Origin of the sequence: Donghicola sp. XS_ASV15, from assembly GCF_041224595.1 — a bacterium.
Taxonomy (GTDB): domain Bacteria; phylum Pseudomonadota; class Alphaproteobacteria; order Rhodobacterales; family Rhodobacteraceae; genus Donghicola.
In genome coordinates, this window is sequence record NZ_JBGFGN010000044.1 from 17091 (window position 1) to 28204 (window position 11114).

The window sequence follows — 11114 nt, forward strand, 5'->3', positions numbered from 1 at the left end:
CATGAGCATCGTCACCTTCTTCGTCTCGACCGCTGAGGACTATCTGGATTCGGCGGCAGAAACTCAGTTCGGCGCGGTCGCGGCAACGGTAGGGACTTTGCTCACCGTGTCGGCCACGCTGGTCATCATCATGATCCTTCTGAACATGATCTTTCAGGTTCGGACTATCGACGGCAGGACTGCATTCTGGCTGATGGTCAAGCTCACGCTGATTGCCCTCTTCGCCCAAAACTGGACGGAATTTAACCGGCTGGCTGACGGCATCCTGAGCGGGATCGACAGCATCGCGGGTTCTCTCGTGGCATCGGTCGGGGGTGGCGAACCTGGCCCCTCCGGCACATTCGCGGAAGAGTTTGACCAGCTCATCGAAGAGCTGGGGGAATACCTCAACGCGGCAGGCTCGAACCTCAACTGGATGGCCGGTGCATTGCTGGACACCCTCGGCGTCCTTCTTCTCTCGATCCTCGGCGGGTTGGCGGCATTTCTTATGGTTGCCTCGCGCCTGATGATCTCGCTGCTGATCGGCATGGCCCCGGTCATGATCTTCCTGACCATGTTCGAGGTGACGAAAGACTACTTCGCCCGGTGGCTCTCTGCCGTGATCTCTTTCGCGATCTACCCGGTGGTCATCGCGGGCATCTTCGCAACAATCGTCGGTGTTGCCCAAGCTCTGATTGCCCGCCTCGGTGATCCCGCCGACGCATCGAGCATCGGGGCGCTGATCCCCTTCTTCATGATGGTTCTCATGGCGAAGGGCTTTATCGTCGCCACGCCATTCATCGTCAGGGGGATTTCCGGCAATATTGTCATGCCAGCGATGACCGCCGGTATGGGTGGAGGCTACGAGTTTGCCCGCGCCGCAATGGGCAGCGCCCAAGCGCAAAATCGCTCTCTGGTGGGCACGGCAACCGGCGCGGAGCTGGCCGGGATGCGAACTCGAACGGTCGCGGCCTCAACGGGGGCGAAAATCCAGAGGATGATTGCTCGCTCTGAACGTCTCAAGCAATGAAAAAGGCCCGCGCAAGCGGGCCTTTCTCTTTTCGGGAAAGTCTCATGTCAGCCGACTGCTGCTGTTCGTTCCCCGCCCTGTCCTTCGGAAAGGATGGCCTCGAACTCGGCCAGCTCGGCGTCGGCCTTCGTTAGTGCCTCAACATCTGCATCGGTCACTTTCGACGGGTCAGGCAGATTGAGGCGCTGCTGTTCGGAAAGATCGAACTCACGTTGCCGTTCGTCCATGTCCCGCGTGGCCTGCGTTACTGCCTTCGACTTCTTCCGCCGCGAGGTCTTCAGCTTTTCGCGGTGCGGTTTGTCGCTGGCTTGCTTCACCGTAAGGCTCTCGGACGCTTCCTGAGCGGTAGCGGGTGCCGGCGCTTCCTCGGGCACTGGTGTGGACGCTTCTGCTGCCTGGGGCGCGGGAGCGGGCGGCGTGGGGTCTTGCGGTGCCGGGGCTTCGGCCTCGGGTGCTGCTGGTGGCTCGCTCGACTTCAGGCTCCGCTCTGGGAAGGGCAGCTCTCCCGACTGCGCCTTGTGGATCGCCTTGAAAAAGGGGTCATCGTAATACTTGATGCGCTTCGCCCGGATCGGCATCTGAGCATCCACGACCATCACAATGTCATCGAGTGGCATCCGGCGGGCTTCGTCCTCCGGCAACAGCGAGGTTTCCTCGGTGCGTTCCGACATGCTGCGCCCCTCGAACGGGTTGCGGCCAATCGAGCGCGAGCGCGTCACAACCCGTTTCGTGGTTTTACCCACGGCCTTGCTCAACTCTTCCACGGTCTTTTCGTCCGATGGGGTCAGATAGAGCTTCACGCCTGCGTTCCCTTGCAGAGCGCGCCGGGTGTTCTCCCCGTAAATCTCATCCAGCGCCGGAATGGTCTGGGTGACGATAGCAAGGTGGCCCTTGTAGGAACGCAGCGTCTCGATGCTCTCAACGACAATCGGCATCTTTCCGAGGCGGTTGAACTCGTCGAGCATAATCATGACCGGCCAAGGTTCGTCTTTCCCCGGCTCCTTGTCTTGCAGCGAGGAAATCAGGTCGGAGAAGAACAGCCGGATCAGCGGCGCCATCGGCTTCACCATGTTCGGCGCAACGACCAGGTAGACGGTGAAAGGCTTCTTACGGATCGCACGGAAATCGAAATCCGATTCAATGGTCGCCGCATCAATTGCCGGGTTGCTCCATTGATCGAGGCCCGAAGTCATCAACAGCGAGACATAAGAGGTCAGCGTGTCGTTGTTGGTCGAAGCCAGCCGCTCGAAAATGAGCTTGGCGGCGCGGTTCTGCACCTCGTCGCGGCGCTTCATGAACTCTTTCTGCTTGTTCCCGCCCGACGCCGCGATGCGGTAAATCTCGCCCAAGGTTGGCCGCTTCCGCTCGAACGCCAAAAGACCGGCGGCCACGAACAGGTCGATACCGCCTTTCAAGAGGCCCTGAACCCGGTCGCTGTCCGCTTGGAGAAAGAGCGAAGCGAGTAGCTGAAGCTCCATCTGCTTGCGGTCAGGATCATCCAGCTCGAAGATCCTCAACAGCGGATTGTAGCGGTGACTCCGGCGATCATGCCAATCAGTCGGCGCGAAGCGATATACCTTGTCGCCGGTCGATGCCCGGTGGCGAGCGGTGTTCTCGAAATTCTCCCCTTTCACGTCCAGCACCACGGCAGACCCTTTGAAGGTCAAGAGGTTCGGGATGACAAAGCCCGTTGTCTTCCCTCGGCCGGTCGGCGCGACGATCAGGGCGTGAGGGAAAACCTGCGACGTGATGAGCTTCCGCCGGGACTTTGGTTTCCCCATCTTCCCGAGGATAAACCCGGTTCCAGGTTTCCCAAAGAACCCGTTCTTGCCCATTTCCCCGGCCTTCTGCCAATGGGTTTTGCCGAAGCGGGTAAGCGCGGTCCCGGACAGGACAGCACTCAGAAGGAGGCCCGTGAGGGTAAACCCTCCGATGATGAGGTTGACCTTCTCGAAGTCGTCAGGCCGATACACCCGCATGTCGAGGTAGTTCTGTGCCAGCCAGAAAAAGTTGATCTCGGACGACAGGCCCGAAAGCCCACTGGCGCTGTAGGTCAGCCACGCCGTCGCCGCCACATAGCCGATGATGGCGAAAACCAGCGTGACCAGAAAGAGCCCGAGGGCCAGCTTTCCCTTATCCATGTGTTTGCCCCTTCTCGCTGTGGTTCTGGACGTGCTTCAGGCGGTGCGCGTCATATTCCTCGTCTGCGATCTCGGAAATGACCTCGCGAGTGGCCTCGCTGTTTGCGGTGGCCTCATCAGACTGAAGGTAGGCTTTGGCGGCGTAGAGCCGTTCCAGCCGGTCATCAATGACCTTCTCCAAGGCATCTGCATCGCCTTCCTTCAGCGCGGCGATCTGGTCGTCATCCAGCTCCCGCTCGATCTCTTCGCGATAAGCGCGCCCGCCTGCCTCATCTGCAAAGGTCGGGTTGATCTTGTCGTCCCGCTCATGCGCGATGACGCGCTCGATCTCCGGGCTGTGCGTGGTGCTGGTCAGCTCGCGTTGATCCGCAAACTCGGAAACCCGCTCGCTGTCTCGGATGCTCATGGCCGTGGCGTAGGTCTGCCCCAGACCACGCGCTAGGTGATCCGGCATGTCGGGATACCGGGCTTTGAAGTCATCCGCGACAGCCACCTTCACATCGGCTGCATCGTCGGCTCCTGCGGCTCGTGCCTCCGTCTCGATACGGTCGTAAAGGTCACGATCAACAATCGCCTCCTGATAGGGCTGGTCACTGTAAATCAGGTCAGGCGAAGTCAGGATTTCAGGTTTATCGCGCAGATAGTCGGCCTGCTCGGTCGCGATCCGCTCCCGCGCCATCGCTTCGATCTGACCATTCTCAGACATGGCTTGGACCCGATCATAGCGCGTATCGAAGTCCTCCGATTGGTCGGCGGACATAAGCTCGTCACGGATACGGCTGCTCATGCGATCAAGGCTGGCCTGTTCGATATGGGCCTGATGGGAAACCCCGCCTTCTCTATCGCCTTCAACTGCGTAAGGCCGAATTGCGTCGTTGAACTCGCGCAGACGCTCCTGCTCGAACCGTTCGACCTGGGCACTGTAGCCGTCGAAGTCCTCGTGTTCGTGCGCTTGGAACTCGCGCGTGTCTTCTCGGGTCAACCCATCGCGCATCTGCTCGCCGTAACGATTGGCCGTATCGCGCAACATCGCGTCGGCCCGCTGTTGATCCTCAACCGACAGAGACCCGTCGCTGCGCTCCTTCGCCAATGCGGTGAAGGCGGTTGCCAGCTCGGCATTGGCGCTGACCGTGTTATCGCCTTGTGCAACACGATCCCGGCCAATGACCAGCGGCTCAAACTTGGCGTAGTCATAGCCCGATCCGTCGAACTCGGCCCGAACCCCCTGCTCCACTTCGGCAACAGCCTCGGCCTCACGCGCCGCGATACCTTCTGTCTCGGCGCGAAGAACACCGGCTTCGGCGTTCAATTGCTCTGCGATCCGCTCGCGGTAGTCTTCTGCGCCCGCCTGCTCACGCATCACCTCTGCGAAGACTTCATCATCTGTCGCATCGGTGTCGATAAGGTCATTACCACGCAACACCTCCCCACGCTCCAACGCTTGACTGAGCTGGACATGGATTTGGTCGAGCCGGTCGGATGCTTGCTCAAGGTCTTCCCGGCGTTCGAGATTGAGCCCGTTGGTCTGTGCAATCTTCTGCAAATCGTCAGACAGCCATTGGCGTTCGAGCGCGGCATTGTTCGCGGTCGTCTCGATCCGGGAAACCAGGGTTTCGGACGAAATGCCTGTGCCCCTCAAGGCAGTCTCGATCTGCGCGCGCATCTGAGGCTCGCGCAGCCGATCCAGCGCGTCCCTGTTCACGTTGTCCTCGGTGTAGATCCCCCCCTCGGTGGGCGGCTCGCTGAGAGTGTGGGAACGGGTGCCAAGCGGCTGCATATGCTCAACGCCACGGTAGATTTGGTTGAGGCGAGCCTGTGCTTGGGGGCGCTGTGCTTCGGGGGTGCTGGCGACCATCGCCTCGACGCGCTCCATGCGCTCGGCAAAACTGCTTTTCAGGTCGTCAAAGGACTGTTGGTCGGCCATGTAAACTTCTCCTGTCTGTTCAAGTTGCCCACCCCGCGCCAGCATTTCGCCAGCACGGAACAAGGCGTTTGAAATATCCTCCCGGTTCTCGGCCGACGCCTCGGCGGCCAGCGAACGGTAAACCTTCGTGTTGCTTGCGATCTCGGCCAGCGCCCGGTCCAGGTCGCGCCCGATCCGAACGCGCCCAACCGGCTCCCTGCCCTGCTCCTTCGCCGCGTAGATTTCGCGGGTCCGCGGCGTATACGTCACGACGCCCCGATCAAGACGGCGGGTAGCCTCCAAGCTCACGCCATACTTTTCAGCCTCTTCGACCATCGCCGTGCGGAAATCGTCATAATTGAAGTGATGATCTCGGCCGAGATAGAAGAACTCGCCTTCCTGGGAACGGCGGTTCAGGACCACATGGGCGTGAGGATGCGCCCGGTCCTCATGAACTGCGATCAGGTAATCGAAATTCCGGTCTTCGGTTGCGAAAAACCGCTCCGCAACATCGCTGGCAATGTCTCGAACATCCGCGCCCCGAGTGCCGACGGGAAACGACATGAGAAGATGGGTCGTGTGACCCATCTTCGGATTGAAACCCTTGTCCCAGCGTTCGGTAAAGCGGTCGGCAACACTCTTGATCTCGTCAGCCGAAAGCCGGGTCTTCCCATCTAGGACACCCCGGCTGTCAACGATGTGCGAACTCTTGGTCGTCAGGTATTCGAGCTGGTTCATGAGCTGACCCTTGGTATGGGTGCCGCCCGACCGGATCGCCTTGAAAACCGCCGACCGACCACCACGCGCAGCACGGACCATCTGCTGCCGCTTGGCCCCAAGGCCCTGCATCGAGCCTCGGACCTTGCTCCAACCATCCTCGAAAAGCTCGCCCGTGACCTGGGCGACAGCGTTACTTCTCGCCATCGGCCAGCTCCCTCAATGCAGCATTCACGGTAAGGGTCAGGTGACTACGGCGGCGTTCCGCCAGCGAATGAACCTGATCTGCGAAGTCCAGGACGAACCCGGCAAGGCTCCGCATCTGAGCCAAGCTGCCCTCTCCGAAGCTCGGGCGCATCCCTTTCTTGTTCGCCTCGTTCATCCTTTTGGCGATCTGAGTGACGTTGTTACCGACGCGATTGAGCGCCGCCCGGAAAGCATTCAGCTCCGAAACCATATGTTCGTCGGGCTGAAAAACGCCGTTCGCGCACTGGATCAGACGACGCAATCCGTCCGATCTGCTGTTGATGCCGTGCTTCCCGAGAAGTGCATCGAACGCTTGGGCCTCTTCCGGCGTGACGGTGACGGTGATCGTCTTGCTCCGATGCCCGGTTTCACGGCGGCGCTCTTTTTCAGTCCGAACGGTGTAGTAGATCGCCCGTTCCGTCACCCCGAACCGTTCCGCAAGTGCCTTGTGAGACACGCCTTTCTTCCGCTCGCGGATGATGACGAGGCGGTCTTCACGGCTCAGGCGGCGGCGCGCGGACATACTGAACAATCACTCCCTATTTCCTGCCACCTTCATACAGACGAATAGGCTTCGACGCAATCAAGGATTGTGTCGAGTGTCGAAGCCGTTAAGTTCGGCTGTATTCCGCTTCAGGCACGGCTTGCCCGTGCCGTGATCGAACCCACGGTTCGATCCGGGCCGCTCCGGCCCGCCCCTCCAAAAATCGCCCGTGAGACGCCTCAAGCGTCTCTCCGCAGCAACCCCCCTCGAAATTCAGAGATGGCCCCTCAGTGGCTCGCTCTGGCGCTCCTAGGCACCACCACCCCCCTTGTCGTCGGCAGGGCAATCGACGCGACGGACCCCGCGCCAGCAGACTGGCGGGGCCTGGATGGCGTCAGCGTTGTCCCGATCCGCGACTTTGACCCACACCGACCGCCAGAGACACGCAACACGCAACACCGGACAGACGACAGACGACAGGCAACACCGGACAAACGACAGGCGACAAGCAACACAGGACAGGCAACACCGGGCAAGCGACAGGCGACAAGCAACACAGGACAAGCAACACAGGACAAGCGACACCGGACAAGCAACACCGGACAGACGACAGGTAACACGGGACAAACGACACCGGACAAGCGACAGGTAACACCGGACAAAGGACAGGTGACAAGCGACACCGGACACTCAACACTTGACCGGAAACCCGCGACAAGCGACAAAGGACACAGAACACGGGACACGCAACACTGAACACGCAACCCCGGACAAGCAACAAGCGATGAGAGGGCGAGCAATGCCAAACGAGAACATGAAGGTCATCACGGTCATGACGCGGAAAGGTGGCGCAGGGAAAACGATGTTGACCCGCGCCCTAACAAGCGCGGCGATGAGCCAAGGCAAAAAATGCCTCGTTCTGGATGCTGACCCCCAGCAAGCCCTATTCCGCTGGGCGAAGAAACTCGAAATAAGCGATCCCAATTTCTCGATTGAACAGCTCACTACGCCGGAAGCGTTCGAGGCTCGGACTGAAGAGGCATGGGAAGAGGGTTCGATTGATTACGTCTTCGTTGACACCCTTGGCGCTGCCGGTGCTTGGGCCGATGACCTCGCCGCTTTCAGTGACGTTCTGGTGGTCCCGATGATGCTCTCGAACGATGACCTGGAAATCACGCAAGACACCTACGGGTGGTATCGCGATCTTCGTCAACGAACCGAAGACCCCGAAAACCTTCCGGCCTTCCATGTCGTTCTGTCAAGCGTCCCCGCCCGGATGAACAAAACCGAGAAAGAGCTGGAAGTGCAGGCGGTCCAATCCTTCCCCGTGATCGAAAATTACTTCATGGAGCGCAAGCAGCACAAGGATGCGGCCAGCCAAGGGTTCCTGCACTATCTGGCCGAAGATCGGCGCAACAATGAAGTCGCTCTGCTGCGGACCCACGCAAAGCTCTACGATGAAGCTCTCGAAGAGGCGCAAGCGATCCTCAAAGATATTCTCGGGGGTGTGTGATGGCACGAAAGAAGCGCCCCAACATTCAAGGCCATAACCCAGACTACTCCACCAACTTCACCAGCGCCCGCGAAGGAACCAGCACATTCGCGGCGGGGGCTTCGTCGCCCGCACCGGCACCGGCACCGGCACCCGAAACCAGCGCCGCCGAGATAGAAGCGCAAGAGCCGGAAGGGATCAGCCCGGCACCAGCTCCCGAAATAGAAGCGGCAACACCGGCCCGCGCAGAGCAAGCGATCAGCGAGCCCCAGCCGCAAAAGACGCCAAAAGCGACAGAGAAAGCCGCGCCGAAAGTGAAGGCTGAGGGCAAGCGGGAAACCCGCCTCGATGCTGCGGTGAAGGTTGAGCAGGGCGCAAAGCTCGATGCTTTGGAAGTGCAGGGGGTCGCAGCTCGCGACGCAATCACTTTGGCCGGTCGCCGCGCTACAGCGCGGTTCGAGCTGAAGGCGAAATTCGTTGAAAAGCCCGAGGCCGACCGGCTCCCGATGCGCGAAGGCTATCACACCACGAAAAGGCTTTCGGCAAACGTCCTAGACGATCTGCGAGAAAAGCATGATCCGCTTAGACTGCAATCGGATAGCGCGATGGTCCGAGGCCAGTTTGAACCCTTGTTCTGGACTTGCCTTGATGAAGTGATCGAAGAGCTTCGACTGAAGAAGAGCTAGAAGACGCGGCAAGCCGCGTCCCATTATTCCTAGAAGGGGGAAGGAGTTTAGGCTTCCTTCCCCCTGAAGCAAAATAGACAGGGCCGTGTCCTCGCCTTCGGCTGCGGGCCGCACCAACCCTGTCGATTTGGCTTCACCCCCATCCTCTCACGCTCGCCGCTCGGCAGGGGTAAGCGGGCGCTTACCCTCCCTTCAATTTTGAAGGACACGCGGGAACGGGGCGCTCCGTGATGCAGAAAAAGCGGAGTGAAGATCATGCCGAGACAGAAAAGACTGGAAGCCAAAGCAATAAAACGCATCCTCGATGCAACGACGCGCGAGGTTGTCGGCTGGCTCTATGAATGGAACACCGGCGAGCAACTTCCGCGCTGGAAAGACGGGCGCAGGGAGAACGTGATCTATGAGTAAGGCAGCCATGTTCTCGATCTCGGCCGAGGATCAGGGGCGCGACCTGGGAACAGTCTACTCTACCAGCTCCGATACCCTGCGAGATTTCGGCGCGGCCTACATGCGCGATCCGAAGACACGCGGCGAGGTCACGCTGAAAGACCCGGAGGGGCGAGCCATTGCCTCCTTCGATGTTTGGCAGGACAAGTGGGCGGAAACCGCCGAAACCATTGAATAATCTTCCGTTTACCTGCTGAAAATGATAGGCTGTCTCCCGAATGGAGGCAGCCTATGCAATTTCATAAGACACTGATTTTCAGCGCAATTGCCCTGTCCGCATCGTCCGCGATGGCGGGTGCCTGGGAGCATGAGAACGAGCGCGGCGTCGATCTCTACCGCGCCGCCGATGGCAACATGGTTGTCTCGCTGGTTTGTGATCCCAACACCGTCTACGGCACGACCGAAAGTGCGGTGCTGCTCGAAGCGGGCGGCGATCCTGACTTGTCGGCTGAGGTGGGCTTCAGTTTTCCTGATGGAAACCGTGTCAATGCGGCGCTGGTTCATGGCCGGTTCGGGAAAGCCACGGCGAACCCTGTGGATTGGGAAACCCTTGTTGACGGATTCCGCGTCCATCAGACAGTGACGGTATCGCGCGGCGAAGCCGCTGTCGAAGTGGAGCTGGGCGAACCGATGCCTTTCACCTGCCTCTGATCCGATCCGCCTGCGATAGCAGGCTCGGCGCGAAGCGCCGGGCGGGGCCGGGGCCGCGCGCAAGCGTGGTCCCGGCCCCGTCAAATCTGGAACCTGGACAAGCGAAAACCCCCGCCGGTTTGGCGGGGGCTAGAAAAGATCAAAGCTCGATGCCGGGGCGCAAATTGCCGTCTGGGTCGAGCCATTGCCGCGCCTCGGCGCAAGCGTAGCAGATGCAAGAGCCCTCGCCCTCGATCGTCACCGGCGCGAAATAGACCGGCGGGCTAGTCCTGCCGCATTTGCGGCAGGACAGGCGGGGCAGGGTGAGGGGGCCGCTCACGCTGCGGCCCTTTCCTCTTCACGGTTCTCGCCCTTAACCAAAAGGTCGCTGGCCTTCTGGGCTTCGCTCGCGGCCTTGAAAATCAGGCGCTTGTCATCCTTCAACGCGCGCAGCCAGCCCTTGATATAAGCGCCAGACTGTCCAAAGTCGGGCGTCAGGCCAAGGCGGGCGCAAACCATGCAATTGCCGATCTCGGCAATCAGTTCCTCGAACGCATAAGCCTTGCGGTCGGTGAAGCGGGAAAAGCGATCAAGGCGGGACTTGTGGCCGGTCCAATGCGTGGCCTCGTGGGCAAGCGTGGCGTAGTAGCCTGCCGCGTCGTGGAAGGTCGCAATCGGCGGCATGTGAATGTAGTCCTCGCTCGGCATGTAATACGCCTGCGGCTCGTCGGTGGTGCGGATTTCTGCGCCGGTCGCTGCAAAGAAGGCGTCAAGCTCGGGGTTGGCTTCGGTGCCAAGGTCGCGGGCCTCTTCGGCGGGGGTTCCGTAATACTCGGCGGGCAAGCCGTCGATCTGCTCGGCGTTGAAAACCCGATATGCCTTCAGATAGGGCAGGCGGCGCTCTTCGCCGGTCGCCTCGTCCTCGCGCTCGAAAGTGCCATACTTGACCACGGTGGAAGACTTCTCGCCCTTGCGGACCTGCCCGCCAGCTTCCTGCGCTTGGCGGTAGGTGAACCAGCGGGGGGCGCGGTAGCCTTTGGCGTCGGCGGCAAGCCACAACATCAGCACGTTGATGCCCGAATAGGGTTCGCCATTGCTGCGCAGCGGGAACGGTGCGCCACCCTTTTCGCCGGTCCACGGCTTGCGCCATGCGGGGGTGCCTGCCTCGATGCTGGCAATGATGCTGTCGGTGACGTGGGCGTGAAGATCGAATTTAGCAGCCATTTGTGGCCTCCTTGTGGTGTGCCCCTTCCGGTCTTGGTGCCGAAAATCGGGGCGGGGTTTCTGGCGAGGTCCGCTGCAAGCGGCCCTCTCCTGAAAGCCTGCCTCCCGGCGAGGGCAGGAGGGGGACCCGCGCAA

11 protein-coding genes are annotated in these 11114 nt (G+C 60.5%); 6 read left to right on the top strand and 5 right to left on the bottom strand.

Going from position 1 to position 11114, the window contains the following annotated elements; translation table 11 throughout:
* Position 1: 1 nt before the first annotated feature.
* Positions 2–1009 carry a type IV secretion system protein gene (locus tag AB9K37_RS00660; RefSeq protein ID WP_092465293.1) on the top strand — a complete coding sequence of 336 codons (1008 nt, stop codon included), beginning with the start codon at positions 2–4 and terminating at the stop codon, positions 1007–1009.
* A gap of 47 nt (positions 1010–1056) precedes the next feature.
* Here AB9K37_RS00660 and AB9K37_RS00665 read toward each other — a convergent pair whose 3' ends face one another.
* The 3 genes from AB9K37_RS00665 to AB9K37_RS00675 are packed head-to-tail and all read right to left on the bottom strand — an operon-like array spanning position 1057 to position 6539.
* Positions 1057–3150 (bottom strand): type IV secretory system conjugative DNA transfer family protein, encoded by a 2094-nt coding sequence (locus AB9K37_RS00665; protein ID WP_092465294.1) that lies wholly within the window; start codon positions 3148–3150, stop codon positions 1057–1059.
* Positions 3143–5977: a relaxase/mobilization nuclease domain-containing protein gene (locus AB9K37_RS00670; protein WP_102856247.1), complete on the bottom strand. Its 2835-nt coding sequence runs from the start codon at positions 5975–5977 to the stop codon at positions 3143–3145. The genes AB9K37_RS00665 and AB9K37_RS00670 overlap by 8 nt, the downstream gene beginning before the upstream one ends.
* A complete protein-coding gene (locus tag AB9K37_RS00675; protein ID WP_092465295.1) occupies positions 5964–6539 on the bottom strand; it encodes a hypothetical protein in 576 nt (191 codons plus the stop codon). The genes AB9K37_RS00670 and AB9K37_RS00675 overlap by 14 nt, the downstream gene beginning before the upstream one ends.
* Before the next feature lie 760 nt (positions 6540–7299).
* Here AB9K37_RS00675 and AB9K37_RS00680 point away from each other — a divergent pair.
* The 5 genes from AB9K37_RS00680 (at position 7300) to AB9K37_RS00700 (ending at position 9776) form a co-directional block, all read left to right on the top strand.
* On the top strand, positions 7300–8013 hold the full coding sequence (locus tag AB9K37_RS00680) for a ParA family protein (protein ID WP_158525081.1): 714 nt from the start codon (positions 7300–7302) through the stop codon (positions 8011–8013).
* Positions 8013–8678: a hypothetical protein gene (locus AB9K37_RS00685; RefSeq protein WP_369835115.1), complete on the top strand. Its 666-nt coding sequence runs from the start codon at positions 8013–8015 to the stop codon at positions 8676–8678. The genes AB9K37_RS00680 and AB9K37_RS00685 overlap by 1 nt, the downstream gene beginning before the upstream one ends.
* Before the next feature lie 255 nt (positions 8679–8933).
* Complete coding sequence (locus AB9K37_RS00690; RefSeq protein WP_158525082.1) at positions 8934–9086, top strand: hypothetical protein; 153 nt, start codon at positions 8934–8936, stop codon at positions 9084–9086.
* On the top strand, positions 9079–9303 hold the full coding sequence (locus tag AB9K37_RS00695; protein WP_092465299.1) for a hypothetical protein: 225 nt from the start codon (positions 9079–9081) through the stop codon (positions 9301–9303). Before AB9K37_RS00690 ends, AB9K37_RS00695 begins: the two co-directional genes overlap by 8 nt.
* A gap of 53 nt (positions 9304–9356) precedes the next feature.
* Complete coding sequence (locus tag AB9K37_RS00700; RefSeq protein WP_092465300.1) at positions 9357–9776, top strand: hypothetical protein; 420 nt, start codon at positions 9357–9359, stop codon at positions 9774–9776.
* Between the two features lie 139 nt (positions 9777–9915).
* On the opposite strand, the gene AB9K37_RS00705 is transcribed toward AB9K37_RS00700, so the two are convergent.
* Together AB9K37_RS00705 and AB9K37_RS00710 are read right to left on the bottom strand one after the other, a co-directional pair.
* Positions 9916–10095, bottom strand: coding sequence for a hypothetical protein (locus AB9K37_RS00705; protein WP_092465301.1), 180 nt, complete (start codon positions 10093–10095; stop codon positions 9916–9918).
* Positions 10092–10979 carry an ArdC family protein gene (locus tag AB9K37_RS00710; RefSeq protein ID WP_092465302.1) on the bottom strand — a complete coding sequence of 296 codons (888 nt, stop codon included), beginning with the start codon at positions 10977–10979 and terminating at the stop codon, positions 10092–10094. Before AB9K37_RS00710 ends, AB9K37_RS00705 begins: the two co-directional genes overlap by 4 nt.
* Positions 10980–11114: the final 135 nt, after the last annotated feature.

Excerpts from the sequence above, each read along its gene's own strand:
- AB9K37_RS00675 (WP_092465295.1), bottom strand. The coding sequence starts at position 6,539 with ATGTCCGCGCGCCGCCGCCTGAGCCGTGAAGACCGCCTCGTCATCATC.
- AB9K37_RS00690 (WP_158525082.1), top strand. The coding sequence starts at position 8,934 with ATGCCGAGACAGAAAAGACTGGAAGCCAAAGCAATAAAACGCATCCTC.
- AB9K37_RS00700 (WP_092465300.1), top strand. The coding sequence starts at position 9,357 with ATGCAATTTCATAAGACACTGATTTTCAGCGCAATTGCCCTGTCCGCA.
- AB9K37_RS00695 (WP_092465299.1), top strand. The coding sequence starts at position 9,079 with ATGAGTAAGGCAGCCATGTTCTCGATCTCGGCCGAGGATCAGGGGCGC.
- AB9K37_RS00710 (WP_092465302.1), bottom strand. The coding sequence starts at position 10,979 with ATGGCTGCTAAATTCGATCTTCACGCCCACGTCACCGACAGCATCATT.
- AB9K37_RS00680 (WP_158525081.1), top strand. The coding sequence starts at position 7,300 with ATGCCAAACGAGAACATGAAGGTCATCACGGTCATGACGCGGAAAGGT.
- AB9K37_RS00665 (WP_092465294.1), bottom strand. The coding sequence starts at position 3,150 with ATGGATAAGGGAAAGCTGGCCCTCGGGCTCTTTCTGGTCACGCTGGTT.
- AB9K37_RS00670 (WP_102856247.1), bottom strand. The coding sequence starts at position 5,977 with ATGGCGAGAAGTAACGCTGTCGCCCAGGTCACGGGCGAGCTTTTCGAG.
- AB9K37_RS00660 (WP_092465293.1), top strand. The coding sequence starts at position 2 with ATGAGCATCGTCACCTTCTTCGTCTCGACCGCTGAGGACTATCTGGAT.
- AB9K37_RS00685 (WP_369835115.1), top strand. The coding sequence starts at position 8,013 with ATGGCACGAAAGAAGCGCCCCAACATTCAAGGCCATAACCCAGACTAC.